Annotated in this window: 20 protein-coding genes, 1 tRNA gene and 1 pseudogene; 10 read left to right on the top strand and 12 right to left on the bottom strand. The window is 68.5% G+C overall.

Annotated elements, in window-relative coordinates; translation table 11 throughout:
- The first annotated feature begins 84 nt into the window (after positions 1-84).
- The 6 genes from EO081_RS15495 to EO081_RS17205 all read left to right on the top strand — a co-directional run bounded on the left by EO081_RS15495 (position 85) and on the right by EO081_RS17205 (position 4,572).
- Complete coding sequence (locus EO081_RS15495) at positions 85-702, top strand: DUF4136 domain-containing protein (RefSeq protein ID WP_129343171.1); 618 nt, start codon at positions 85-87, stop codon at positions 700-702.
- Positions 699-1,820 carry a M14 family metallopeptidase gene (locus EO081_RS15490; protein WP_129343169.1) on the top strand — a complete coding sequence of 374 codons (1,122 nt, stop codon included), beginning with the start codon at positions 699-701 and terminating at the stop codon, positions 1,818-1,820. The genes EO081_RS15495 and EO081_RS15490 overlap by 4 nt, the downstream gene beginning before the upstream one ends.
- Positions 1,821-1,860: 40 nt before the next feature.
- A complete protein-coding gene (gene gpmA, locus EO081_RS15485) occupies positions 1,861-2,547 on the top strand; it encodes a 2,3-diphosphoglycerate-dependent phosphoglycerate mutase (RefSeq protein ID WP_129343167.1) in 687 nt (228 codons plus the stop codon).
- A gap of 97 nt (positions 2,548-2,644) precedes the next feature.
- Positions 2,645-3,130, top strand: coding sequence for a 5-(carboxyamino)imidazole ribonucleotide mutase (purE, locus tag EO081_RS15480; RefSeq protein WP_129343165.1), 486 nt, complete (start codon positions 2,645-2,647; stop codon positions 3,128-3,130).
- Positions 3,127-4,194, top strand: coding sequence for a 5-(carboxyamino)imidazole ribonucleotide synthase (locus EO081_RS15475; protein WP_129343163.1), 1,068 nt, complete (start codon positions 3,127-3,129; stop codon positions 4,192-4,194). Before purE ends, EO081_RS15475 begins: the two co-directional genes overlap by 4 nt.
- A 249-nt stretch (positions 4,195-4,443) precedes the next feature.
- Positions 4,444-4,572 (top strand): hypothetical protein, encoded by a 129-nt coding sequence (locus tag EO081_RS17205; RefSeq protein WP_260154151.1) that lies wholly within the window; start codon positions 4,444-4,446, stop codon positions 4,570-4,572.
- A gap of 63 nt (positions 4,573-4,635) precedes the next feature.
- On the opposite strand, the gene EO081_RS15470 is transcribed toward EO081_RS17205, so the two are convergent.
- Both EO081_RS15470 and EO081_RS15465 read right to left on the bottom strand, forming a co-directional pair.
- The gene (locus EO081_RS15470) at positions 4,636-6,693 is read right to left on the bottom strand and encodes a S9 family peptidase (protein ID WP_129343161.1); all 2,058 of its coding nucleotides are present in this window, start codon (positions 6,691-6,693) and stop codon (positions 4,636-4,638) included.
- 242 nt (positions 6,694-6,935) lie between these two features.
- The gene (locus tag EO081_RS15465; RefSeq protein ID WP_129343373.1) at positions 6,936-7,493 is read right to left on the bottom strand and encodes a septal ring lytic transglycosylase RlpA family protein; all 558 of its coding nucleotides are present in this window, start codon (positions 7,491-7,493) and stop codon (positions 6,936-6,938) included.
- A 200-nt stretch (positions 7,494-7,693) separates the two neighbouring features.
- Here EO081_RS15465 and EO081_RS15460 point away from each other — a divergent pair, with 200 nt between their 5' ends.
- Positions 7,694-9,490 carry an aminopeptidase P family protein gene (locus EO081_RS15460; RefSeq protein ID WP_129343159.1) on the top strand — a complete coding sequence of 599 codons (1,797 nt, stop codon included), beginning with the start codon at positions 7,694-7,696 and terminating at the stop codon, positions 9,488-9,490.
- A gap of 63 nt (positions 9,491-9,553) precedes the next feature.
- Here the strand turns inward: EO081_RS15460 and EO081_RS16920 are convergent, their stop codons facing one another.
- Positions 9,554-9,709: a hypothetical protein gene (locus EO081_RS16920; protein ID WP_165284657.1), complete on the bottom strand. Its 156-nt coding sequence runs from the start codon at positions 9,707-9,709 to the stop codon at positions 9,554-9,556.
- 88 nt (positions 9,710-9,797) lie between these two features.
- On the opposite strand from EO081_RS16920, the gene EO081_RS15455 reads away from it, so the two are divergent.
- Positions 9,798-9,872: transfer RNA gene (locus tag EO081_RS15455), tRNA-Thr, on the top strand.
- A 143-nt stretch (positions 9,873-10,015) separates the two neighbouring features.
- Here EO081_RS15455 and EO081_RS15450 read toward each other — a convergent pair.
- From EO081_RS15450 to EO081_RS15440, 3 genes are read right to left on the bottom strand one after another with little or no spacing between them, the layout of a single operon-like run.
- Positions 10,016-11,545, bottom strand: coding sequence for a DHA2 family efflux MFS transporter permease subunit (locus tag EO081_RS15450; protein WP_129343157.1), 1,530 nt, complete (start codon positions 11,543-11,545; stop codon positions 10,016-10,018).
- Between the two features lie 10 nt (positions 11,546-11,555).
- A complete protein-coding gene (locus tag EO081_RS15445; protein WP_129343155.1) occupies positions 11,556-12,698 on the bottom strand; it encodes an HlyD family secretion protein in 1,143 nt (380 codons plus the stop codon).
- A complete protein-coding gene (locus EO081_RS15440; RefSeq protein WP_129343153.1) occupies positions 12,691-14,160 on the bottom strand; it encodes an efflux transporter outer membrane subunit in 1,470 nt (489 codons plus the stop codon). The genes EO081_RS15445 and EO081_RS15440 overlap by 8 nt, the downstream gene beginning before the upstream one ends.
- On the opposite strand from EO081_RS15440, the gene EO081_RS15435 reads away from it, so the two are divergent.
- Positions 14,159-14,893 (top strand): TetR/AcrR family transcriptional regulator, encoded by a 735-nt coding sequence (locus tag EO081_RS15435; protein ID WP_311721262.1) that lies wholly within the window; start codon positions 14,159-14,161, stop codon positions 14,891-14,893. The two genes, EO081_RS15440 and EO081_RS15435, sit on opposite strands and share 2 nt — an antisense overlap.
- 61 nt (positions 14,894-14,954) lie before the next feature.
- The gene (locus EO081_RS15430) at positions 14,955-16,334 is read left to right on the top strand and encodes a cryptochrome/photolyase family protein (RefSeq protein ID WP_129343151.1); all 1,380 of its coding nucleotides are present in this window, start codon (positions 14,955-14,957) and stop codon (positions 16,332-16,334) included.
- A gap of 40 nt (positions 16,335-16,374) precedes the next feature.
- Here EO081_RS15430 and EO081_RS15425 read toward each other — a convergent pair whose 3' ends face one another.
- The 6 genes and pseudogenes from EO081_RS15425 to EO081_RS15400 form a co-directional block, all read right to left on the bottom strand.
- Entirely contained in the window at positions 16,375-18,510 is a 2,136-nt protein-coding gene (locus EO081_RS15425; protein ID WP_129343149.1) for a TonB-dependent siderophore receptor, read from the bottom strand.
- Positions 18,511-18,615: 105 nt separating this feature from the next.
- Positions 18,616-18,939 (bottom strand): annotated as a pseudogene (locus EO081_RS17340) (ferrochelatase); the annotation flags it as partial.
- Between the two features lie 146 nt (positions 18,940-19,085).
- Positions 19,086-19,658, bottom strand: coding sequence for an ankyrin repeat domain-containing protein (locus EO081_RS15415; protein ID WP_129343147.1), 573 nt, complete (start codon positions 19,656-19,658; stop codon positions 19,086-19,088).
- A gap of 72 nt (positions 19,659-19,730) precedes the next feature.
- Positions 19,731-21,440 carry a catalase gene (locus EO081_RS15410; protein ID WP_375781673.1) on the bottom strand — a complete coding sequence of 570 codons (1,710 nt, stop codon included), beginning with the start codon at positions 21,438-21,440 and terminating at the stop codon, positions 19,731-19,733.
- Between the two features lie 196 nt (positions 21,441-21,636).
- Complete coding sequence (locus EO081_RS15405; RefSeq protein WP_129343145.1) at positions 21,637-24,036, bottom strand: TonB-dependent receptor; 2,400 nt, start codon at positions 24,034-24,036, stop codon at positions 21,637-21,639.
- A complete protein-coding gene (locus tag EO081_RS15400; protein ID WP_129343143.1) occupies positions 24,020-24,994 on the bottom strand; it encodes a FecR family protein in 975 nt (324 codons plus the stop codon). The genes EO081_RS15405 and EO081_RS15400 overlap by 17 nt, the downstream gene beginning before the upstream one ends.
- Positions 24,995-25,025: the final 31 nt, after the last annotated feature.

Below are 25,025 nucleotides of genomic sequence, written 5' to 3'. Positions count from 1 at the left end.
TCAAGGATGGCGGCGGCGGAGCGGATGCGGCAAGCCGCGCGTTGAACACGGCATAACGACTCAAGGCCGCACAGGAGCCAAGGCATGAACAAGCTTGTACTGGCGCTTACCGCAGGAATCGCAAGCCTCACCGCCGGCTGTGCGACCACCCAGCGCGCGGCGCCGATCGATGTGACCCGCTTTCACCTGGGCTCGCCGGTGGAACCGGGCAGCTTCACGATCGAACCGCTTCGCACCAATGCCACGATCAGCCCAGAGTACCAGACCTATGCCGACGCGGTATCGCGCGAGTTGAATCGGCTGGGCTTCACCCCCACCCGCACCACCGTCAGCAGCGATTCGCGCTACATCGTCTCGGTCGCGTTCCTGCGCGCCACGCGCGGCTATGTCGCCAAGCCTGCGCCCTTTTCCGTTGGCCTGGGTGCCGGCGGCGGCAGCTTCGGCCGGCGCTCGGGCGTGGGGCTGGGTGGCGGCGTGACCTTGCCCATCGGCGGCGATCGCCAGCAGGCGGTGATCGGATCGGAACTTTCGGCGCAGATCCGCCGCCGCGCCGACAACACGGTCGTCTGGGAAGGCCGCGCCGTGACCGAGTCGCTCGAGGGCAAGGCGTCGAGCCAGCCGATCACCGTCGCCGACAAGCTCGCCGGTGCGTTGTTCCGGGGCTTCCCCGGAGAGTCGGGGATCACTACCACGGTCAAATGAGCATCACCGTCAATGCCGCCTTCGACAGCGGCAACATCCGCCTGACCGGAACCGAAGGCGACACGCTGAACCTGGAGATCGTGCGCGATCACCAGTCGGACTTCTACCAGTGGTTCCACTTCCGCGTGGCCGGCGCCAAGGGGCGCCGGCTGACCTTCCGGATCACCAACGCCGCCGGCTCTGCCTATCCGTTTGGCTGGCCCGGCTATCGCACCCGGATGAGCACGGATCGGCAGGCGTGGCGGCAGGTTGTCGACACCGACTATGTCGATGGCGTGCTGCGCTGGACCGTGGAGGTCGACAGCGACCTCGTCTGGTTCGCCTATTTCGCGCCCTACACTATGGAGCAGCACGACGCGCTGGTGGCGCGAATCGGCGGGCAGCCAGGCGTCACCGTGCGCGAGCTGGGCCAGACGCTCGACGGTCGTGCGATCGACTGCCTGACGATCGGCACCGGCCCGAAGCAGGTCTGGTTCTACGCGCGCCAGCATCCCGGCGAATCGATGACCGAATGGTTCATGGAAGGGGCGCTGGAGAAGCTGGTCGACGTGAGCGACGCGACCGCGCAGGCATTGCGCGAGAAGGCGACGCTGCACATGGTCCCGAACATGAACCCGGACGGGTCGTTTCGCGGGCACCTGCGCACCAATGCGGCCGGCGTGAACCTCAACCGCGAATGGCACACGCCGACCCCGGAGCGCAGCCCGGAAGTGCTGTGCGTGCGCAACGCGATGGACGCGACCGGCGTCGTCTTTGCGATGGACGTCCATGGCGACGAGGCGATTCCGGCCAATTTCCTGGCAGGATACGAGGGCATTCCCGCCTGGACCGACCCGCATGGCGAGAAGTTCTACGAATACGGCCGGCGCCTGGCCGCGGCGACGCCCGATTTCCAGCTGGAGCTCGGCTATGTGAAGTCGGCGCCCGGCACCGCCAACCTGTCGATGTCGACCAACCAGCTCGCGGAGCGCTTCGGCGCGGTGTCGATGACGCTGGAGATGCCGTTCAAGGACCATGACGCGAACCCTGATCCCGAGTTCGGCTGGTCGCCCGAGCGCTCCAAGAAGCTCGCGCATTCCTGCCTCGACACACTTGCCGGGATGATCGACGAGCTCTGATTCGTCCTTCCTGCCGTACCCATTTTCCCAAGGAGACCCGATGCCCACCCTCGTCCTCATCCGTCATGGCCAGTCCGCCTGGAACCTGGAGAACCGCTTCACCGGCTGGTGGGACGTCAACCTGACCGAGCAGGGCATCGCGGAGGCGACGGCGGCCGGCGAGCTGATGGCGGCCAAGGGTCTCGATTTTGACCAGTGCTTCACCAGCTTCCAGACGCGGGCGATCAAGACGCTCAACCTGGCATTGGAATCGATGGGCCGCCTGTGGCTGCCGGTCGAGAAGGACTGGCGGCTCAACGAGCGGCACTATGGCGGGCTGACCGGGCTCGACAAGGCGGAGACCGCAGCCAAGCACGGCGACGACCAGGTCAAGATCTGGCGGCGCAGCTTCGACATCCCGCCGCCCCTGCCGGAGGCGGGAAGCCCCTATGACCTCGGCAACGATCGTCGCTATGCCGGCATCGCCGTGCCCGCGACCGAGAGCCTGAAGGACACGATCGCGCGCGTGCTGCCCTATTGGGAGGCGCGCATCGTACCCGAGCTGAAGGCCGGCAAGCGCGTGCTGATCTCCGCGCACGGCAATTCGCTGCGCGCGCTGGTGAAGCACCTGTCCGGCATCTCGGACGCAGACATCGCCAGCCTGGAGATTCCGACCGGGCAGCCGCTGGTCTATGACCTCGACGAGGCGCTGAACGCGACCGACCGCTACTATCTGCGCGACCGGTAAGGCCGTCTTGCAGCGCGGCACTCCGGGCAGGGCTTCCGGCCTTGCCCGGTGCCGTGCCGCTCTCTAGGAAACCGGCTTCCACGCATTCGGGACAGCGATGGCAGACCAACCTCTCGTCGGCATCATCATGGGCAGCACCTCGGATTGGGAGACGATGCGCCATGCAGCAGACGTGCTCGACGCATTGGGCGTCCTGCACGAGACCAAGGTGGTGTCCGCGCACCGGACGCCGCGACGCCTGGTCGACTATGCCGAGAGTGCGGCCGGACGCGGCCTGAAGGTGGTGATCGCCGGCGCTGGCGGGGCTGCGCACCTGCCGGGCATGGCCGCTTCGATGACGCGGCTGCCGGTGCTCGGCGTGCCGGTGGAATCCAAGGCGTTGAGCGGCATGGATAGCCTGCTCTCCATCGTCCAGATGCCCGCCGGCATTCCGGTCGGTACGCTCGCCATCGGCCGCGCCGGCGCGGTCAACGCAGGGCTGATGGCAGCGGCGATCCTGGCCGTCTCGGATGATGCGCTTGCCGCCCGTCTCGACACCTGGCGCGCGGCGCAGACCGACAGCGTGGCGATCGACCCGCAATGACGCACGCGCCCGGCGCCACCATCGGCATCATCGGATCGGGCCAGCTCGGCCGGATGATCGGCGTGGCCGCCGCCCAGCTGGGCTATCGAATCCATGTCTATGCGCCGGATTCCGGTCCGGCGAATGACGTGGCGGCCGCGCACACTCGCGGCGCCTATGACGACGGCGCAGCACTGGCCCAGTTCGCGGCAGAGGTCGACCTCGTCACCTACGAGTTCGAGAACATCGCGGCCGAGCCGATCGCGGCACTCGAGGAGCAGGTGCCGGTCCACCCCTCCTCCACGTCGCTGCGCGTGGCGCAGGACCGCATCGCGGAAAAGCGGTTCGTCGAGGATCTCGGTGGCCGGCCTGCCCGCTGGGCGCCGGTCGGCAGCCGCGCGGAACTGGACGCGGCGATCGCCGCCATCGGCTGCCCCGCGGTGCTCAAGACCACGCGCTTCGGCTATGACGGCAAGGGCCAGGCACGGCTCGCCTCGCCCGACGACGCGGACGCCGCCTGGGCGGCGATCGGCGACGGGCCTGCGATCCTCGAAGCGTTCGTTCCCTTCAGCCACGAATTCTCGATCATCCTGGCGCGCAGCCCGGATGGCACGGTCGTCAGCTATCCGCCGGCCTGCAACGTCCACAAGGACGGCATCCTCGACACCTCCACCGTGCCGGCGCCGGCGGAAGTCGCTGCCCAATGGACCGAGGCGGCGGCGCTCGCCGGCCGCGTCGCCGAGGCGCTCGGCCATGTCGGCGTGCTCACCCTCGAATTCTTCTGCGGCCCGGAAGGCCCGGTGTTCAACGAGATGGCGCCGCGCGTCCACAATTCCGGCCACTGGACGATCGAGGGCGCGGAAACCTCGCAGTTCGAGAACCACGTCCGCGCCATCTGCGGCCTGCCGCTAGGACCCGTGCGGCTGACCGGGCGCGAGGCGGTGATGACCAACCTGATCGGCGAGGATGCCGATGCCTGGCCGGAACTGATGGCGGAACCCGGCGCCCACCTCCACCTCTACGGCAAGCGCGAGGTCCGTGCCGGCCGCAAGATGGGCCACGTCACCCGAGTCGTGCGGGACTGAGCGTCGGGGCGCTGCCCCCCCCCGGTCGGGCTCCTGCGAAAGCAGGAGCCCAGGGTTGCACGAGCGAACCCCATTGCTCCGCTGAGCTCTGATCCCTCCTCGGCGATGTGGAGCCTTGAGCATCGCCGCCGATTGCACATGCACGTCGCGCAACTGCCGGCAAGTTCATTGCATTTGCTGCAATCACGCCGAGACGCCACATGGATGGAGACAGATGCTGCACCGCAGCAAACATCCAAGAGGTTTCCCATGTTCAGCCTGATCGCGCTGTATTTCTCCTATCGCAACCAGACCGTGGGCGCGCACATCGCCCCGATCGCCCAGGCCCCGGCTGCCAACGACCGCGCCGTCGTGGCCGAGTTCGCGAAGGCGGCCTGACGCCGCGCCGCAAGCGCGCGGCGCAATCCCGACGGGCGGAGCCGCGGCTCCGCCCGCGAGGGCTCATCCCTCCATCCCGAGCTGCCAGAGCACGAACGCCATCTCCTCGGCGGCTTCCTTCAGGCTCTCCCAGCGACCCGACTTGCCGCCGTGCCCTGCGCCCATGTTGGTCTTGAGCAGCAGCACGTTGTCATCCGTCTTGGTGAAGCGCAGCTTCGCGGCCCATTTGGCCGGCTCCCAATAGGTCACCCGGGGGTCGTTCAGCCCGCCCGAGATGAAGATCGGCGGATAGGCCTGCGGCGCCACGTTGTCGTAGGGGCTGTACGAACGGATCAACTCGAACGCTGCCTGGTCCTCGATCGGATTGCCCCATTCCGGCCATTCGCCCGGGGTCAGCGGCAGGGTCTCGTCCAGCATCGTGTTGAGCACGTCGACGAACGGCACGCTCGCGACCACCGCACCCCATAGCTCGGGATCGGAGTTCACCACCGCGCCCATCAGCTCGCCGCCCGCCGACCCGCCGGCGATGGCGATGCCGCCCTCATGGGTGAAGCCGTGGTCGATCAGCCCGCGCGCCACGTCGACGAAGTCGTTGAAGGTGTTGGTGCGCTTTTCCAGCTTGCCGTCGAGATACCATTGCTGGCCCAGATCGTCGCCGCCGCGGATGTGCGCGATCGCGAACGCGACGCCGCGATCAAGGAACGACATGCGGCTGGTCGAGAAGCCCGGCGGCACCGCATAGCCATAGGCGCCATAGGCGTAGAGGTAGAGCTTGCCCGTGCCGTCGCGCGGAAAGCCGTTGGGGTAGACCACCGACACCGGCACCTGCGTCCCGTCGCGGGCGGTGATCTTCAGCCGCTCGGTCGCGTACTTCGACGGATCATAGCCGCTGGGGATGGCCTGGACCTTGAGCACGCGCTGCTCGGCGGTGGCGACGTCATATTCGATGACGGTGCCCGGCGTGACCATCGATTCATAGCCGAGCCGCAGCTTGTCGACGGCATATTCGGGGTTGTCGCCCAGCCCCACGACATAGCTCGCCTCCGGAAAGGCGATGGCCGTCCCCTCGCCGCCTTCGTAGCGGTGGAGGAAGACCTGATCGAGCCCGTCCTCTCGCCCTTCGACCACGAAGAAGTCGGCGAAGGTGGTGACGCCGGTCATGTAGAAATGGCCGCTCGCCGGCAGGCGCTCGGTCCACTCGGACGGGCGCTCCAGCGGTGCGGTCACCAGCCGGAAGTTGGGATCGGTGTCGTTGGTGTGGATGAACAGCGTGCCGTCATGCTCCTCCACGTCGTATTCGACGTGCGGCTGGCGGGCGCGCACCAGGATCGGATCGGCGAGCGGATCGTCGGCGGGGACCAGCCGGACCTCGCTGGTGACGTGGTCGCCGGCGGAGATCACCAGGAAGCGGCGCGACTGGGTCTCGCCCACCGACACGCGCCAGCCCTCGTCCGCCTCGTGGTACAACTCGACGTCCTGGTCGATCGGCGTGCCGAGGCGGTGCAGCCGGGCATTGTCGGTCCGCCACTGGTCGTTGGCAAGTCCGTAGAGGAAGCCCGAAGAGTCGGCGACCCACACCAGCTCGGACAGCGTACCGGGAATGACATCGTCGAGCAGCGCGCCGGTGGTCAGGTCCTTGACCCGCGCCTCGAATCGTTCGGAGCCATTGTCGTCGATCGCGTATGCGAGGTAGCGGCCGTCGGGGCTGATCGACAGCGCACCCAGACGGAAATATTCCTTGCCCGCGGCCAGCGCCGGCTCGTCGAGGATCAGCTCGTCCGCGCCGCCGGACACGGGCTTGCGCCACCAGCGGCGGTACTCGCCGCCGGTCTCGAAGTCGGACCAGTAAAGCCAGTCGCCGTCCTTCTGCGGCACAGTGGCATCGTCCTCCTTGATCCGCCCGCGCATCTCTTCGAACAGCCGGTCGGTCAGCGGCTGGTGCGGCGCCATCACGGTTTCGAAATAGGCGTTCTCCGCCTCCAGATACGCGAGCACGTCCGGGTCGGTGACCTCCGGGTAGCCGGCGTCGCGCAGCCAGGCCCAGGGGTCCTCGACGGTGATGCCATGGCGTTCGAAGCTGTGGGGGCGCTGCTCTGCGATCGGGGGGGTCGGATGGTTCATGCGCGCCCATGTGGGCTGCGACGAGCGCGAAGTCGAGGGGAGCAGTCGCGATCTCCACCACAGCCACCGTGCTCCTGCGAAGGCAGGAGCACGGGGACGCCCGCTTCCCAGCAAACCCTCGTACCCCGGCGCAGGCCGAGGTCCAGTTGCGGTGGCTTGGCGTGGGCGCGCAAACGGTGAGGCTTTCCCCACGGGACCCCGGCGCCTGCGCCGGGGTACACGGCCGGTGGAATACAGCCCCCCTAGCGCCCGCTCTCCAGTGCCAGCCGCTCGCGCAGGTTCGCCAGCTCCACCGCCGAAGCACGGGGCCGCTCCGGCGCCGGCTTGCCGTCGCGCAGCCGGGCGCGGTCTTTCTCCGGCGGCTCCACCCGACGCACGCGCACCGCGGCATAGCCCTGGGTGCGGATGCCCAGCTGCTCGGCCGCACCCCGGCTCAGGTCCAGGATGCGCCCGCGCGCGAACGGCCCGCGATCGTTGATCCGCAACAGGATGGTCCGGCCGGTGTCGAGCGCCGTCACCTCGACATAGCTCGGCAGCGGCAGGGTGGTGTGCGCGGCGGTGATCCCCTTGGGCCGGAAGCGCTCGCCATTCGCCGTCTGGTTGCCGGACTCGTTACCGTACCAGCTGGCATAGCCGACCGCGTCATAATCCGGGTCCTCGGCCGGCGTGTAGCGGATGCCGCGCACCGTATAGGGCTTGCCGATCTTGACCGGCGTGTCGCTGACCGGTCGAAAATGCTTGCCGCCGCACGCCGCCAGCAGCGGCACGGCGAGCAGCGCCAGCCACACCCCCCTGCGCATGGACGGGGCGGCAGACGGCATCTTCATCGCATCGGGCATGGCGGCGGGGTATCGCAGCCGACGCGACGAATGAACCCAGAAGCGGCGAGCCGAGTCCGGGCGCGGCTCTGTCGCCCGGCGGTCGAGTCTGGCACATCCCGACTTCTTCCGCCATCACGGGCCCTCCCGCGGTGCACACTCGACCGCCAGATGGATTGCCGATGCCTTCTTATTCCGACCGCCTCGCCGCCCTTCGCACCCGCCTCGCTCAGGAGGGGTTCGACGGCTTCGTCGTGCCGCTCACCGACGAACATATGAGCGAATATGTCGGCGGCTACGCACAGCGGCTGGCGTGGCTCACCGGCTTCCAGGGCTCGGCCGGCACGGCGGTAGTGCTGGCTGGCGAGGCGGCGATGTTCACGGACGGGCGCTACACGCTGCAGGTGCGCGAGCAGGTCGACGGCGCCGACTGGAGCTTCTGCCAGGTGCCGCAGGAAAGCATCGCCAGGTGGCTCGCCGGCCATGCGCCGCAGGGCGGACGGATCGGTTATGATCCATGGCTGCACACCCGCACCTGGGTCGAGCAGACTGCCGCCGCGCTGGCGCCCCGCGGCGGCGCGCTGGTGCCGGTGGCAAGCAACCCGATCGACGCGCTCTGGGCCGACCGGCCGCAGCCGTCGGACGCGCGGCTCGCCGTGCAGCCCGACACCCTCGCCGGCCGCAGCGCCGCCGACAAGCGGGCGGAGATCGCCGACTGGCTGCGTGCCGAGGGCGCCGATGCGCTGGTGCTCTCCGCGCTCGATTCGATCGCCTGGGCATTCAACGTGCGCGGCACTGACGTGACCCACACGCCGGTCGCCCTCTCCTATGCGCTGGTCGCCGAGGACGGCACTGCCGAACTGTTCGTGGCACCCGACAAGGTCGGCGACGACGTCCGCCGCCATCTCGGCAACGCCGTGCGCATCCGCGACAAGGCGGAGTTCGCATCCGCCTTGCGCAGCCTGGCCGGCAAGCGCGTCGCCGTCGATCCCGAGCGCGCGGTCGCCGCGATCTTCGACGCGCTCGATTCGGGCGGCGCCACGCTGCTGACGGTGCGCGACCCGGTGGTGCTCGCCAAGGCGATCAAGAACCCGGCCGAGATCGCCGGCCACCAGGCGGCGCAAGCCCGCGACGGCGCCGCACTGGTGCGCTTCCTCAAATGGTTCGAAGAGACCGCGCCGGCGGGCAAGCTGACGGAACTGGACGTCGCCGAGCGGCTCCACGCCTTCCGCGCGGAGACCGGGGTGCTGAAGGACCTGTCGTTCGAGACGATCTCCGCCACCGGCGCGCACGCCGCCAGTCCGCACTACAATGTCACGGACGAGTCGAACGCGCCGATCCTGCCGGGCCAGCTGTTCCTGATCGATTCGGGCGGCCAGTACGCCGATGGCACCACCGACATCACCCGCGTGATGCCGGTTACCGAGCCGACGTCCGAGATGCGCGATCGCTTCACCCGCGTGCTCAAAGGGCACATTGCGGTCGCGACCGCGATCTTCGCGGACGGCACGACCGGCGCGCAGATCGACGCCTTCGCCCGCCGCCCGCTATGGGAGGCCGGGCTCGACTTCGCGCACGGTACCGGCCACGGCATCGGCGCCTATCTGTCGGTGCACGAAGGGCCGCAGCGCATCGCCCAGCCGACCTATCCGGGCGGGGGCCCGCTGGAGCCGCTGCGCGCCGGCATGCTGCTCTCCAACGAGCCCGGCTATTACAAGGCCGGCGAATACGGCATCCGCATCGAAAACCTGATGCTGGTGGTGGAGCACACGCCCGCGGGCGGCGACGCGACCATGCTCGCGTTCGAGACGACCAGCTTCGTGCCGATCGAGCGGCGGCTGATCGAGCCCGCGCTGCTCACCTCACAGGAGCGCGCGTGGCTCGACGCCTATCACGCGGAAACCCTGCGCCGGGCCGGGCCGCTGCTGGACGCGGACACCCGCGCCTGGCTGGAGGAGAAGTGCGCCCCGTTCGGGTGATCTTCCCCGTCCTGTCGTCCCGACGAAAGTCAGGATGACGGGGGCAGGAGGACTGGCGGGGTGTCAGGGGAACGGAGGCGTGTCCGGGTGCGGCGCCTCCTCGCCGGGCGCCGGCGCGGGAGTCGCTTCCCCCTCCGCCGCCCGCGCCTGTGCCTTGCGCCGCCGCAGATTGTCGCGCAGCGCCTGCGCCAGCCGGGCCTGTTTTTCGGGGTCGCTCATCGCGCTTCGCATAAACCGCGCGATGCCGGGTTGACAATCATCCGCGCCCCGCACATAGGCGCCCCTCCGCTGGCAACTGCCGGCGTGTGCTGCCGTAGCTCAGTGGTAGAGCGCATCCTTGGTAAGGCTGAGGTCGTGAGTTCAATCCTCACCGGCAGCACCATTTTCTCCCAAAAAGGTCAGACACTCCCTTCGGGGACCCGCGCGGCGCATCCTGACGCGCGGCGCGCTTTCGCGCGCCACGTTCAGACCCTGGGGTGAAGGAACAGCGGCGGCGCAGACCTGCTGCACCGCCGCCCGAGAGGATCAGTGCGCGGCGCTGGTGTCCGCCGCGCGGCGTGGCCTGGGGGCCAGCCAGATGATCGTCGCCGCCCCGAAGAAGGCGAGGGCGGACAAGAGGAAGATGTGGGTGGTGGCGAGCGCCATCGCCTCCTTGTCGACCAGCTGCGCCACGATCGCGCGCACCTGGTCGAGCGGCATGCCCTGCGCCGTCAGCGCGTCGATGGTGTGGCCGTCGTTCAGCCGGCCGGTCACCTCGCTGCGGGCCACGCGGGAGCTGTCGTCCCACATGGTCGTCACCACCGAGGTGCCGATCGCGCCCGCCATGGTGCGCAGGAAGCTCATCAGGCCGGCGGCGGCCGCCGTCTCCTTGGGATCCACCGATCCCAGCGCCAGCGTCATCAGCGGCACGAAGAAGAACGGCATGCCGAAGCCCTGGAGCAGCTGCGGAAAGGCGAGCGTCCAGAAGTCCGCCCCGCTGTTCCACTGGGTCCGAAGCAGCGTCGTCATGCCGAGCCACACGATGCCGAAGCACACCAGCCCGCGCGGATCGACCTTGGTCGACAGCTTGGCGACGATCGGCGACATCACCACTGCCGCCACCCCGTTGAACGCGGTCGCATAGCCCGCATAGGTCGCGGTATAGCCCAGGCTCACCTGCAACCACTGCGGGATGATGACGGCCGAGGCGAAGAAGGTGCCGAACGCGAAGAACAGCGACGTCACCGCCACCGTATAGCCGCGGTGCCGGAACACGCGCAGGTCCACGATCGGCTGGTCCTCGGTCGCCTCCCAGGCCAGGAACACGAGGAAGCCGACGCCCGCGATCACCGCCAGCGCGACGATCGTCGGGTCCGCGAACCAGTCATGCTCACGCCCCAGGTCCAGCATGATCTGCAAGGCGCCGATCCACAGCAGCATCAGCATCAGGCCGATCTTGTCGACGCGCAGCGGCTGGGTCGGCGTCTCGGCATGGCGCAGCAGCCGCATGGCGCCGAACGCGCACAGTGCCGCCACGGGAATGTTGATGAAGAAGATCCAGTGCCACGACCAGCTGTCGCTGATCGTGCCGCCCAGGATCGGCCCCAGGATCGGGGCGACGACGGTCGTCATCGACCAGGCGCCCATCGCCTGCGCGCGCTGGTCGGGGCGGAAGATGCGCATCAGCAGCGTCTGCGACAGCGGCATCAGCGGCCCGCCGCACAGCCCCTGCCCGATGCGGCACGCGATCAGCATGCCAAGCGTCGTCGAAAGCCCGCACAGCACGGAGAAGACGCCAAAGCCGATCATGCCGATCGTGAAGACCCGCACCGCGCCGAACCGGCCGGAGAGCCAGCCGGTGAGCGGGACGCACACCGCCTCCGCCACCGCATAGGAGGTGATGATCCACGTTCCCTGGCTGCCCGAAATGGCGAGGCTACCCGAGATGTGCGGCACGGACACATTGGCGATGGTGGTGTCGAGCACCACCATGAAGTTGGTGAGCGCGAGGACCGCGCCCGCAAGCAGCAGCCGCACGCCCGTAAGCGGCGTGGGTGCCTCGGCCTTGCCGTTCATGGGCTTGTCCTTAGTGCGAGCGCAGGTCGATCTCGGCGTCCATCGACAGGCCGACGCGAAGCGGATGCGCCTGCAGCTCCTTGGGATCGAGCGCCACGCGCACCGGCAGGCGCTGGACCACCTTGATCCAGTTGCCGGTCGCATTCTGCGCCGGGATCAGCGCGAACGACGATCCGGTGCCGCCCGAGAAGCCGACGACGCGGCCGTGATATTCGACGTCGCCACCATAGAGGTCGGAGGTGAGCGTCACCGGCTGGCCGACCTTCACCCGATCGAGCTGGCCTTCCTTGAAGTTGGCATCGACGTACAGCTGGTTGAGCGGCACGATCAACATCAGCGCGGTGCCCGGCGCGACCCGCTGGCCGACCTGGACGTTGCGGCGCGTGATGACGCCGTCGATCGGCGCGCGGATCACGGTGCGCTCCAGGTCGAGCTTCGCCTGCGCGAGCTTCGCCTGGGCGGCGAGCACTTCGGGCGCGGTCGAGGCCGTGGTGCCGCGGATCAGCGCGTTGTTGGCGGCCAATTCGCCGGTGGCGGCGCCGCGGGTCGAGCTCGCCTGGGCGACGCCCGCGCGCGCCAGTTCCAGGTTCGCCCTGGCGGTGGCGAAGGCGTTGGTCGCGCTGCTCAGTTCCTCGCCCGAGACGGCGCCGTTCGGCGCCAGCTTCTGGCGACGGGCGAGATCGACGCGCGCGCGCTCGTAATCGGCCTGGGCGGCGCTCAGCTGTGCACGGGCACGCGCAATGTCGGCGTCGCGTGCCTGCACCTGCGCGGCAAGCGCGGAACTGGTGGCAGAAGTCTGGCCGTACTGGCGCTGCGCACGGGCAAGATCGGCTTCCGCCTGCGCCACTGCGATGCGCGCGTCGCTGTCGTCCAGCCGCACCAGCACGGTGCCGTTGCGGACGGTCTGGGTGTCCGCCACCTCGACGCTCTTCACCTGCGCGGCGATCATCGGCGTGACGCTCGCGGTATCCGCACCGACATAGGCGTTGTCAGTGCTGACATAGTGGCGGGAGACCAGCAGGTAATAGGCGCCGAAGATTACCGCTGCGATCAGCACCAGTACGGCGATGATCCCCAGCAGCTTCTTGCGCCGGCCGTTGGGCTTGCTGCCCTCGCCTGCGGCGGCCTGGTTGGGAAGGGCTGCGTCAGCCATGGGTCGGGTCCTTGCGTGCGGTCACGGCCGCGGTGTTGGTGGAAAAGCCGCCGCCGAGCGCGCGGACGAGCTGGACGTCGAGCGCGAACGCTCGCGCCTCCAGGTCGGCGACCGCGGTGCGGTTCTGCAGCACCCGGTCTTCAGCGGTGAGAACGTCGAGGAAGGTCGACAACCCGCCCTCGTAGCGTTGGCGTGCGAGCGACCACGCCTCTTCGGACGCGGCCAGCGCCTCGCGAGTCTGGGCGAGCCGGTCGACCAGCGCGCGCTGGCTGGTCACCGCATCGGCGACCTCGCGATAGGCGTTGGCGACGGTGCCGTCATAGCTCGCGACTGCCTCGTCATAGCTCGCGCGGGCGCCGCGATACTGGCCGGACAACTGCCCACCACGAAAGATCGGCAGGCTGAGCGCCGGCCCGACCTGGCCATAGGTCGACCCGCCCTTGAACAGATTGCTCAAGCCCAGCGACTGGAAGCCCACCAGCGCGTTGATGTTGATCGCGGGGTAGAAGTCGGCACGCGCCACCTTGATCTCGCTCGCCCGCGCCTCGACCCGCGCGCGCGCCGCGGCGATGTCGGGGCGGCGGCCGATCAGGTCGGTGGTGACGCCGGCCGGCAGCGCCCGCGCACCGGCGGGAAGCGGCGGCAGCGCGATGCTGAGCCCACGGTCCGGCCCCTTGCCCAGCAGCGCGGCCAACCGGTTGCGGGTCAGCCCGATGTTCTCGTCGATCGCGGCGATCTGCGCGCGGATCGCCGGAATGGCGGCCTGCGCCTGCTTCACCTCGGCGCGCGTGTCGAGCCCGTTGGAGACGCGCTGTGCGACCAGACGCTCGGTCTGGCTGCGCACCTCCAGCGATCGCACCTGCACCGCCCGTTCGGCGGCCAGTTGTGCCAGGTCGGCATAGGCCGCCGCGATGTTGGTCGACAGCACCAGCCGCGCCTGCTCGACGTCGATCCGGGACGCCTCCGCCTCGGACGTCGCGGCGGCGAGCGCGGCGCGGTTGCGACCCCACAGGTCCAGGTCGAAGCCCAGGGTCGCCGCGACCGAGCCCGTGTCGTTCCAGCCGTGCGGCACGAACTCGGCCGGAATGCCGTTGTTGTAGCTCTGCTTGGTCTCGCTGGCGCTCCCCTCGATCCCTACCGAGGGCAGCCGTGCGGCACCGCGCTGCTCGACGATCGCGCGGGCTGCGCGGAGCCGGGCGGCCGCCGCCGCAATGTCGGGGGAACCGGCCAGCCCCTCCTCGATCAGCGCGCTCAGCTGAGGATCGCCGAAGCCCGACCACCAGTCGGTTGCGGGCCAGGCAGAGATGGCGGACGTGGTCGCCAGGCTCTGCTCGGCGGCAAAGCTCTGGGCGGTGCGCACCTCCGGGCGGGCACCCAGGTTCGGCACTGGCGCACAGGCGGCCAGCGGGACGACGCCGGCCGCGGCGGCAAGCAGCAACGGCCGGAAGGATGATCGGATCATGAAGCAAAACCGTACTGATTGGTACGGTGCGGCAGATGGCCCTGCGCCGCAGCCTTGTCAACTAGAAACTGTACTCTATAGTACGGTTATGGAACAGGATGCGAAAAGGAGCTGCGGCAGGCGCGAGGCACGCAAGCAGGACCGGCGCCTGACGATCATGGCGACGGCACGGCGGATGTTCCTGGAGAACGGCTATGCCACAACCTCGATGTCGGCGATCGCCGCCGAATTGGGTGGCTCGAAGGCGACGCTGTGGAACTACTTCCCTTCGAAGGAGGAGCTGTTCGACGCGGTTCTCGACGACGCAACCGCCGTCTATCGCCGGCAGCTGACCGATCTGTTGCAACCCACGCCCGATCTGGCGGCAACGGTGCTGGCCTTTACCCGCAGCTTCATTACGAAGATCACCTCTCTGGAAGCGGTGCAGCTCCATCGCCTGGTCGCGACGGAAGCGGCGCGCTCGCCCGAGGTGGGCAGGATCTTCTCGCGCGTGCCCCAGCGCACCCGCCAGCTGCTGGCCGAGTTCTTCGCCGCTGCCATGGCCGCAGGGCAGCTTCGCCAGGCGGACCCCGCAGATGCAGCGAATGTGGTCACCTATCTGTGCATGGGGCTGCAACAGCGCATGTTGTGGGGCGGCGCGGCGCCCTCCGCGGCGGAGATCGAGGCCGGGGCGCAGACCGCGACCGAGGTGTTCCTGCGCGCCTACGCGCCGAGCGGAACCGGCACCGCCTGACGTTTCGCCTCGGCCGCGCACCGGCCATGCATCCGTTCGCGGCCTCGCGCATTCTGCCCGGGTGACCGTTTCCCCACCCCCCAGCATCGTCTGGTTCCGCCAGGACCTGCGCCTCTCCGACCAAGCCGCGTTTGCCGCCGGCGCGGCGGAAGGGTCGGTACTCGCCGTCTATGTGCTCGACGACGAGACGCCCGGCGAATGGCGGATCGGCGGGGCGCAGCGCTGGTGGCTGCATCATACGCTTGCGGCACTGGCGAAGTCGCTTGCCGGTCGCGGCGTTCCGCTGGTGCTGCGGCGTGGCCGTGCGGCCGAGCAGGTCGCCAGGGTCGCGCAGGAGGCCGGCGCCGCCCGCGTCCATTGTCTCGCCCATCAGGAACCCTGGTGGCGCGAGGCGGAGGACACGCTCGCCCGCTCGCTCGATCTGGTCCGTCATCCCGGCCGCCTGCTGGCCGACGACGGCATGGTGCGCACCGGCACCGGCGGGCGCTTCCGCATCTTCACTCCCTTCTGGCGCGCGCTTCAGCTCCACATGCCCCCGCCCTCGCCCGAACCGGCGTCCGCCACCGCGCGAGGCATGGCCCACCCGCCCCACAGCGAGCGGCTGGAGGACTGGCACCTACTTCCCACCGCGCCGGACTGGGCGGAAGGCTTCGCGCACTGGACGCCCGGCGAGGCGGGGGCGGAGGCGCGGCTGGAGGCGTTCGCAGACGAGGTCGGCGATTATGAGCAGGCGCGCAACCTGCCGTCGACCGACGGCACCTCCAGCCTGTCGCCGCACCTGCACTTCGGCGAGATCTCCCCCGCCGCCGTATGGCATGCGCTCGATGGGAAGGCGGGCGCAGAGAGCTATCTGCGGGAGATCGGCTGGCGCGACTTCGCGGCCAATCTGATCCTCGAGCAGCCGGACTATGGTGCCGCCCACGGACGCGCGAAGATGGACGGTTTGCGCTGGCGCACCGGCCGGGAGGCCGATGCGGATTTCCGTGCCTGGACACGGGGGCGCACCGGCTACCCGATCGTCGACGCAGGGATGCGCCAGCTCTGGCACATCGGTTGGATGCACAATCGGGTGCGCATGATCGCAGCGAGCTTCCTGGTGAAGCATCTGCTGATCGACTGGCGGCGCGGCCAGCACTGGTTCTGGGACTGCCTGGTCGATGCCGACTATGGCAACAACGCCGTCAACTGGCAGTGGATCGCCGGCACCGGCGTCGACTCGAGCCCCTTCGGCCGCATCATGGCGCCGCTGGTCCAGTCGCCCAAGTTCGATGCGGCCAGCTATATCCGCCAATGGGTGCCGGAACTTGCCGACATGGGCGATGCGGCGATCCACGATCCGCACGCCGTCGGCGCCGCGCCCGCGGACTACCCCGCCCCGCTGGTCGAGCACCGTGCAGCCCGCGAGCGGGCACTGGCGGCAGCCGCCTCGGCGCGCGCCTGAGGCAGGTGTCGGCGCGGGTGCGCCGACGCCTGCTCCTCGCTTAGAAGCGGTAGCTGGCGGTCACCGTCGCATTGCGCGGGGCGCCGTAGCGATATTGGCTGAACGAGCCCATGTTGCTGTAGAAGGTCTTGTCGAAGAGGTTGTCGATGTTGGCCTGCAGCTGCAGCTGCTCCGTCACCGCATAGCGCGCCATCAGGCTGACCAGCGTATAGCCGTCCTGTTGAAAGCGGAACGGCGTGTTCAGGGTTGGGATCGTGCCTTCTGAATAGGCCTTGCTGCGATAGTTCACGCCCCCGCCGATGGTGAGGCCCGCCAGCGGGCCCTGCAGGTCGTAGGTGGTGAAGATCTTGAGCAGCTTGCGGGGCTGGTCGGTGTTGGCGGGCACGTCGTCGGCATCTTCGGCCTTGAACTGGCTGTAGCTGGCGTTGACGTTCCAGCCCGGGAGCGGCTGGCCGGTCGCCTCCAGTTCGAAGCCCTGGCTGACCACGCCCTGCGCCGAGCGATAGGGCTGAATCTGCTGGCCGTTCACCACGATGGGCTCGCCGTCGATCTGGCCGACATTGTCCTGTTCGATGCGGAACAGCGCGACCGAGGTCTGGAGCGCGTCGCCGAAGAAGCTGCTCTTCAGACCGACCTCATAGGCGACGCCGTCGAGCGGATCGAGCAGGTTGAGATCGCGGTCGAACAGGTTCTGCGGCTGGAAGATCTTGGTGTAGCTGGCGTAGAGGCGGTGGTTGGGCGTGATGTCGTAGAGCGCGCCGACATAGGGGATGAACACGTCGTCGTCGCCATAGTCGCTCGGCCCGCTCCAGGCGAAGCCGGTCTGGCGCCAGCTGGCGAGGCGCCCACCCAGGATGACCTTGAACGGATCCGCCACGTTCAGGCGAACGGCGCCATAATAGCCGGTCTGCTTGATCTTTTCCTGCTCGTTGCGCTTGGGCTCGGTGCCCCAGATCGGCTCGGGATAGGGGATGCCCTCCTGGCCGATCACCGGGATGTCGGTGAGCCAAGGCAGCGGCGCCTCGTAATTGTCGGTGTGGCGCTTGAGGATGCTGTGCAGCGCCCCGACCACCACTTCATGCTCGCGGCCGAACAGGGAGACCGCGCCCTTCAGCTGCGCATCGAAGCTGTTCTGATAGCTCACGCCTGCCGACTTGTACGGATTGGTGCCGTCCATCGTCCCCGTCTCCTTGTCGACGGTGCCGTAGAGATAGAGCAGCTGGGTATCGCCGGTGTTCTTGAGGCGATTGTAGTTGACGGTCAGGTTCCAGCGGTCGCCCAGTTCCTGCCGGACCGTGGCGAAGATGTTCTGGTTGCTGCTGTTCCAATAGGTCCAGTCCGCCGCCGTCGTTTGCGAGCGCGGGAGATCGGTCAGCGTGCCGTCGCTGTAGAAGGTCGGCAGCGCGCCCCAGGTCGCGCCCCTCGGCTTGGTGTCCTGATGGCTCATGCCCGCCCGCACGAGCGTGGTGTCGGTCACGTCGGCGTCGACCACACCATAGAGCACCCACTTCTTCTTGTTCTGGATGTCGATGTAGCTCTCGCCTTCCTCGTACCGGCCGACGACGCGTGCGCGCACCCGGCCGTCCGCCGTGAGAGCGCCGCCGACATCCGCCGACACGCGCCACGTGTCCCAGCTGCCGATGCCTACGCTGACATAGCCGGTCAGCTCGGTCGCATCCGCATGCTTGCGGACCAGATTGACCGAAGCCGAGGGGTCACCTGCGCCGGACAGGAGTCCGGTCGCCCCGCGCACGATCTCCACTCGTTCATAGATGGACACGTCGATGCTGGTTTCGCCATTGCCGCCCGCCAGCGTCCAGGCTGCCGGCACACCGTCCACCTGCGTGTTCCGGATTTCAAAGCCGCGCGCGAAGAAGGTGTTGCGGACATCGTCGAACTCGTTCGCGGACACGCCGACCGCGTTGGTGATGACGTCCTTCACGGTGATCAGATTCTGGTCGAGGATGCGCTGTGCGGTCATGATGCTGACCGACTGCGGCGTCTCGCGGACCGTAAGACCCAGACCGGTCGCCGTATCGATCGCGTCGGGAAGCGTGTAGGAACCGACGACCACGATCTCCTCGTCCGGAGCGCTTGCCTCGGCTTCCTGCGCGGCGGCCGGAACCGCGACGAGCATGGATGCTCCGCCCAGCAGAAACGCGATCTTCGTTCTCATGACTTTCCCCACAACGCTCATTGCCCACGGCATGGCTCCGCTAGGATAGTTGCGCATCATTCGCAATAGCAGTCGTGAGTTTCTTGTTTCGGCGCTTCGGCGCCCCTATGCGGCTGCCGCGACCCAGCCTGCGAGTTCCCGCGCCAGAATGGCTTGGAGCATCGCCACGCCCTCGGCGCTGGAGTTCAGGCACGGGAAATAGGCGAACTCGGCGCCACCCCAATCGAGGAAGGTCTCGCGTCCGCGGATCGCGAGTTCCTCCAGCGTCTCCACGCAATCGGCCGAAAAACCGGGCGCGAAGATCGCCACCCGCTCCACGCCTTTGGCGGGCAGGCCGGCGAGTACCGTATCGGTCGCGGGGCCCAGCCACTTGGCCGGGCCGAACCGCGACTGGAAGCTGACGGTCAGATCCCGGCCCAGCGCCGCCCCGGGTGACGGCCGGAAGGGGGGATCCGGCCTCGGTCCATACCTGTGCATAGGCGTGCGCCGACTTGCTGGGACGAGTGGTGAGGACCGCGCCGTGCAGGATCGGCTGCCACAGGACACGCGGAAGCTCGATGACCCGGCGGTCCCGCTCACTTGGCCGAGAGCGCCGCAGCCAGCGCCGCGTTCCCCTGCGCCGCAGCGACCGAGGCGGCGGTCCGGCCGGTCGCGTCCGCGATGCCGGTGTCGGCGCCCGCGGCCAGCAGCAGCTCGACCTGCACGGTGCGGCCGAACAGCGCAGCCATCATCAGCGCGGTCTGCCCGGCGTTGTTGCGCGCATCGACGTTGCAGGGGGTCTTGAGCAGGCGGGCGGCGATTGCGTCGTCACCCTTGAACGCGACTCCCATCTGCGCGGTGTTGCCCTGTCCGGCATCCGGCCTGCACGGGTCCGCACCGCGCTCGAGCAGCGCCTCCACCGCCTCCTTCTGGCCGTTGTACGCGGCCAGGATCAGCGGCGTGAAACCGCGCTTGTCATAGCCGTCGACGTCGGCACCGGCCTTCACCAGCGTCTCGATCATGTCGACGCGGCCGAGGCGCGCCGCGTCGAAGAGCAGTTCCTGCCGGCGCTCGGCAGACGGAAGAGCGGATGCCTGCGACCCCGAGGCGACGGGCGCCTGCTGGGGAGTCGCCGCCGCGAGCAGGGCGGCGGTCAGCACGACGAACATGGGAAATCCTTCCTGGGATGGGGTGGGCCCCGGCACGGGAGGGGGGGACGAGCGCCGGGGCCTTCGGGGCGATCAGTTCGCCCCGAACTGCTCAGGATAGGCGGCGCGGTATTCGTTCGCCGCCTTCACGACCTCGGACAGGGGCACGTCGACCGCCTTGGCGACGCGCGTCCCATAGTCCTTGTCGGCCTGGTAGAAGTAGCTGAGCATCATGGTCTTCACCCGCATCGAGGTGACCTGCCCCAGGTCGGCGGCCAGGTTCTTGACCAGGTCCGCCTTGTCCTGCGGCTTCAACGACCGGTAGAAGATGCCGGCCTGCTCGAAATTGCTGGTCTTCTCGATCGGCTTGGAGTCCACGACGCCGGAGACTTCATAGGTCGAGTTGCGGAACTCGGCCGCAGTCGTCTTGGGCGCCGTGTCGGCCGGGAAATAGTTCACGTCCGACGAACGCTGGGTGGCGTTCAGCTGCCCGTCCTGGTTGTTGTTCACCACGGCCACACGCGGCCGGTTCACCGGGAGCGTCATGACGTTGGCGCCCACGCGATAACGCTGGGTATCGGCATAGGAGAACAGCCGGCCCTGGAGCATGCGGTCAGGCGACGGTTCGATGCCCGGCACCATGTTCGACGGGGCGAACGCCGACTGCTCGGTCCATTCGAAGAAGTTGTCGGGGACCTTGTTGAGCGTCATCTCGCCGATCTTCCTGAACGGCACCCCCAGCCACTCCTTGGTGTCGTCGAAGGGGTTGTAGTCCAGCGCCGCGAACTGGTCGCCCGACATGGTCTGCACCATCAGGTCCCAGCTTGGGTGATTGCCCGCGGAGATCTGGCCGTAGAGGTCGTCGGTCAGGAAGTTGAAATTGGCCTTCGCGACCTGTTCGCCGTTCAGGTTCTTGACGCCTTGATGGCTGATCCAGCGGAACTTCGCGAAGATCGTCTTGCCCTGGGCATTCACCAGCTTGAACGCATGGACGCCGCTGCCGTCCATCGTGCGATAGGAGGCGGGCGTGCCCAGGTTCGTCCATACCTGGGTGATCATGTTGGTGGCCTCGGGCGTCTTCGAGAAGAAGTCGAAGAGGCGGCTCGGATCCTGCTTGTTGGTGACCGGCGAGGGCTTAAGCGAGTGGATCATGTCCGGGAACTGGATCGCGTCCCGGATGAAGAAGATCGGCAGGTTGTTGCCGACGAGGTCCCAGTTGCCCTGGTCGGTGTAGAACTTGGTCGCGAAGCCGTGGGGATCGCGCATCGTCTCCGGGCTGCCCGCGCCGTGGATCACGGTCGAGAAGCGGACGAACACCGGCGTTTCCTTGCCCGGCACGAACAGCGACGCCTTGGTGATGTCGGAGATGTCGGCCGTGGCGCGGAACACGCCCTGAGCCCCGGTGCCGCGGGCATGGACGACGCGCTCCGGCACGCGCTCCCGGTCGAAACGGGCGAGCTTCTCGATCAGGTGCGCATCCTCGAGCAGCACCGGACCCATGTCGCCCACCGCCTTGGAATGGCGGTTCTCGCCGATGGGGGCGCCATTGTCGCGGGTGAACTGGGGCGCGTCGATCGCAGCGCCGGTTCCACCGGCCTGAACGGTGCCGGGGACGCCCGGCTGCGACAGCACAGGCCGCTCGGGAATGGTGGGCGCCGCGGCCGTCTGCATGCGGCTGGCGGCCTGAGTTGAGGCAGGATCCGCGGCTTGGCGCGCGGCATCCTGTGCGAGCACGGACCCGACGAGCGAGAGATTGATGCACGCAGCCAAGAGCCCGGCGCGCGAGGTAGTGAAAGCCATCATGTCGTCCATGTTGTCAGGTGACGCGATGTCGGCGGTCGCCGGCATCACTGCGGTGCCACCCCTTGGCCCCGGCGAGCGCCCCGCCGCCAACGAGCAATGCCGATCACTGTGAACGAGAATTGCGGATCACTTCGACGCAGCGGGAAGATCGAGCCTTCTAAACGAGAGGGCAGCGTTCCGTGGCGACCGCCGACGATCAGAACGCGAAGTCGAGGCCGATCCGGATGCTGCGCGGCTTCAACGGCGTGATCTGGTCCTGGTCGCGGATCAGGAACGGCGATCCCAGCGCAAACCGGTTGCCACGCGCATCGAGCAGGTTGGTGACGGTGAGGCTCAAACCACGACGATCATCCCCCACGCGCATATCGAAGCCCGTGTCGACGTAATTGCCCTGAAGGCGCCCGAGGATCGATCCGATGCCCAGCGTCGACTGGCCGATGTAGCGGGCATAGCCGCTTACATCGAGGTGATGGCCGGACCCGAGGTCGCGGGAATAGCGGGCGCCCAGCCGGCCACTGCGATCCGCGACATTGGGTAGCCGTCCCTGATCGATGGCGACGGTGTCGTACGGCAGGATCGTGAAGGCAGGATCGGTGATCCGGCTGTCGTTGAGATAAAGCGCGGCATCCAGTTCGAGCCCGGCGATCGGCCGCCAGCGCCCGGACCAGCCGATCGACACGACGCGCCCATCACCGATGTTGGCAGTGGTGGGAAAGCCGAAGCCGTCGACGATATCGGCCTGGATGTTGCGCCACCGCGTGTAGGAAAGGGTGACGCTCGAATCGACCCGGTCGCTGCCGAACCGGGCGCCGCCTTCCAGCGTCGCGACGCGATCGCCCTGGAAGCGCTGGATGAAGTCCTGCCGCACAGCAATGCCGCCGGGGCGAAAGCCCTCCTGATAGCGCGCGAACAACGTCAGCTGGTCCCCGGCACGCCATGAAACCGACGCGGAGGGCAGTCCGCGCGTTTCGGAGCGCGAGTCTCCCGCCGAGGGGTCCATGCGCAGTGCGATCACGGGTGCCACGTCTTCCGATTGCCCCGCCAGACGGGAGCGTGTGATGCGCCCTCCCAGCGTCACCGTCACGTCCTGGACGGGCAGCATGGCATATTCGCCGTAGAGCGTGACCTCGTCGACCTGATTGCGAACCCCCGTCAATGTCGCGCGATCCCCGGATTCGCCCATGCTGCGGCGGACGCGCGCCCGATTGTGCAACAGGCTCGCCGCGACCAGCCATCCGGCGCCGTCCTTGCCGCGCCGTGCCAGGCGTGTCTCGGCCGTGATCATGTCGATGGCGTTGCGCTGGGTGAACACGGTCGGCGTCGCGTCGGCGGCGGGCGCCTGGTCGAGGCGTGCCAGGTCGAGTCTGGGCCCCTCGAACTGCTCGAAGACATATTGGCGCGCATAGCCGATAGAGGAGGTCCATTCGAGCGAACCCCAGGTCTTGCGGACGAGCGCTTCACCCAGCCAAAAGTCGTTGCGATAGGGCTGCGCCGTCGCGCTCGCCCGCGAAAGCCGGTCGCCCGCGCGATCGGCGTACTGACTATCGTCGCCATCGATCCGCTGGCCGAGCGCGGTGATGTCGATCGTCCAGTCGTCCCCCGGCAGATACCGCAGGGCGGCTCGCCCGCCCCAGGAGCTCACGCGGTTGACGTCCTCCAGCCCGCGCTGACGGTCGTCGATATAGCCCCCCTCGATGCCGCCGAATGCCAGCACCCGCAGCGCCAGCCGATCCTCGACGACGGGTAGGTTCAGAACCGCGCCGCCGTCCACCCCGGGATCGCCATGCTCGGTAGCCTGCGCGCCACCCCAGACGGCTCCGCCGATGGTCCGCAGGTCGGGAGCATTGGGGACCACGCGGACGACGCCGCCCAACGACCCCGCGCCGTACAGCGTACCCTGCGGCCCCTCCAGCACTTCGACGCTGCGGACGTCGTAAAGCCGAAGGCTCGGGTCGGGCGCGCTGTAGGTGATGCGGCTGTTGCCCCAATATTGTCCCACGGTCGCCTGAGTCGGCCCGACGAAGCTGGAGTCGGCGATGCCGCGGATGAACAGCTTGTTGCGGCCGGTGCCGAGGTGGGTGGAGGTGACGCTGGCGGCACTGGTCTCGATCAATCCGGTGCCGCGTGCCGCTTCGGCGAGGGACAGCGCCTCGCCCTCGATGATCTGCGCGCCACCGGCATAGGCGACGAGCGGCACGTCCCGCTTGGTTGCGGTGACGACGATCTCCTCGGGGGCAGGCTCTGGCGCAGCGGGCGCAGGCGTCCGCGGTGCTGCAATCACCGGCTTCAATCTCGGCGGTGCGCGGTCGATGACGAAACTCGCCGGTGCCACCCGCACTGCACGTGCCGACGTACCGGCGAGCAGCCGTTCGAGCGCCTGCGCCGGCGTGTAGCGCCCCCGCACCGCATTCACGCGGATCCGGGTCAGGCGCGGGTCGCGAAAGCCGATGCTGATCCGGGCTTGGCGGCCCAGCAGGCGGACCGCGGCTTCCGCGTCCGCGGCGGGCACGTTGACCTCGGCCGCGCGCTCCTGCCCAAAGGCAGGAGCGGCCGCGACCAACAGGGCGAGTGGCGCGAGGCTAGCGGCGCGCACCATCGTTCGGTGTCATCATCCAGCCGTCGCCACGGCGTTCCAGCTGCACGTCGAGCAGCGGCCCGACGCGTGCCATCACCGCATCCGCGCCGCCATCCGCCATGACCGTCCCCGAAAAGCGGCGGGTCGCCAGCCGATCATCGATCGCGACGGGCACGCCCAGATTGCGCGAGAGATCGGCAGCGAGTTCATCCAACGGTGTATCGCTGAACTGGAGATAGCCCGTCCTCCAGGCACCGACCGTGGATGGATCGACCGCCTGCTTGCGCGGCGCCGCACCCGTGGTTGCACGAGTCAGCATCTCTCCGGCATCCAGCCGCATCTCGGCTCCCCCGCCGCGATAGACCACCGCCCCTTCGGCGACTTTTACCGACAGCGCGCCTTTTTCGCCGACGACGTTGAACGTCGTGCCGACGTCGATCAGGCGAGTTCCGTCCCCCGTGGTCACCACGAACGGGGCTTCGGAGTCGTGGCGGATCTGGAACAGCGCCTCGCCGTCCGCCATCGTCACCGCACGCGGATTCGCGCTGTCCAGCGCCAGCCGGGTGCCGCCGTTGAGAACGATGCGCGATCCGTCGACCAGCTCGATCGCGCGGCGCTGTCCAGGCGCGGTCGCATATTCCTGCATCGATCCGCGATCGAGCGCGAGCCAGCCGCCGCCGACCGCCAGCACGGCGACGCAGGCGGCCATCGCGGGTGCACGCCAGCGCCGCGGCCCGCTACCGGATCGGACCGTCGCTGCCGCCGGCCGTGGCAGGACCGGAGCGCGCGCCGGAGGCACGTCGAACAAGGCGTCGGCAGCGTCCAGATCGTCGAGCGCCGCTTCATAGGCGGCATTGTGTGCCGGATCCGCCTCCAGCCAAGTGTTGAAGCCGTCCCAATCCGCGAATGCCGGATCGCCGACGCGGATCGCCCAGAGGCGCGCGTCGTCCCGAAGCATATCGTGGGGTGCAGCGTTCATGCCCATACTTTCTTTGAGACGGAGCCTTTCC

The organism is Sphingomonas desiccabilis, assembly GCF_004135605.1.
Lineage (GTDB): Bacteria > Pseudomonadota > Alphaproteobacteria > Sphingomonadales > Sphingomonadaceae > Sphingomonas > Sphingomonas desiccabilis.
Note: the sequence above shows the minus strand (reverse complement) of the source record. Positions and strands in the feature narration are given on the sequence as shown.

Bases quoted from the DNA above. Each gene is read 5' to 3' on its own strand.
- EO081_RS15495 (WP_129343171.1), top strand. From the start codon at position 85: ATGAACAAGCTTGTACTGGCGCTTACCGCAGGAATCGCAAGCCTCACC.
- EO081_RS15490 (WP_129343169.1), top strand. From the start codon at position 699: ATGAGCATCACCGTCAATGCCGCCTTCGACAGCGGCAACATCCGCCTG.
- gpmA (WP_129343167.1), top strand. From the start codon at position 1,861: ATGCCCACCCTCGTCCTCATCCGTCATGGCCAGTCCGCCTGGAACCTG.
- purE (WP_129343165.1), top strand. From the start codon at position 2,645: ATGGCAGACCAACCTCTCGTCGGCATCATCATGGGCAGCACCTCGGAT.
- EO081_RS15475 (WP_129343163.1), top strand. From the start codon at position 3,127: ATGACGCACGCGCCCGGCGCCACCATCGGCATCATCGGATCGGGCCAG.
- EO081_RS17205 (WP_260154151.1), top strand. From the start codon at position 4,444: ATGTTCAGCCTGATCGCGCTGTATTTCTCCTATCGCAACCAGACCGTG.
- EO081_RS15470 (WP_129343161.1), bottom strand. From the start codon at position 6,693: ATGAACCATCCGACCCCCCCGATCGCAGAGCAGCGCCCCCACAGCTTC.
- EO081_RS15465 (WP_129343373.1), bottom strand. From the start codon at position 7,493: ATGCGCAGGGGGGTGTGGCTGGCGCTGCTCGCCGTGCCGCTGCTGGCG.
- EO081_RS15460 (WP_129343159.1), top strand. From the start codon at position 7,694: ATGCCTTCTTATTCCGACCGCCTCGCCGCCCTTCGCACCCGCCTCGCT.
- EO081_RS16920 (WP_165284657.1), bottom strand. From the start codon at position 9,709: ATGAGCGACCCCGAAAAACAGGCCCGGCTGGCGCAGGCGCTGCGCGAC.
- EO081_RS15450 (WP_129343157.1), bottom strand. From the start codon at position 11,545: ATGAACGGCAAGGCCGAGGCACCCACGCCGCTTACGGGCGTGCGGCTG.
- EO081_RS15445 (WP_129343155.1), bottom strand. From the start codon at position 12,698: ATGGCTGACGCAGCCCTTCCCAACCAGGCCGCCGCAGGCGAGGGCAGC.
- EO081_RS15435 (WP_311721262.1), top strand. From the start codon at position 14,159: ATGAAGCAAAACCGTACTGATTGGTACGGTGCGGCAGATGGCCCTGCG.
- EO081_RS15440 (WP_129343153.1), bottom strand. From the start codon at position 14,160: ATGATCCGATCATCCTTCCGGCCGTTGCTGCTTGCCGCCGCGGCCGGC.
- EO081_RS15425 (WP_129343149.1), bottom strand. From the start codon at position 18,510: ATGAGAACGAAGATCGCGTTTCTGCTGGGCGGAGCATCCATGCTCGTC.
- EO081_RS15415 (WP_129343147.1), bottom strand. From the start codon at position 19,658: ATGTTCGTCGTGCTGACCGCCGCCCTGCTCGCGGCGGCGACTCCCCAG.
- EO081_RS15410 (WP_375781673.1), bottom strand. From the start codon at position 21,440: ATGATGGCTTTCACTACCTCGCGCGCCGGGCTCTTGGCTGCGTGCATC.
- EO081_RS15405 (WP_129343145.1), bottom strand. From the start codon at position 24,036: ATGGTGCGCGCCGCTAGCCTCGCGCCACTCGCCCTGTTGGTCGCGGCC.
- EO081_RS15400 (WP_129343143.1), bottom strand. From the start codon at position 24,994: ATGAACGCTGCACCCCACGATATGCTTCGGGACGACGCGCGCCTCTGG.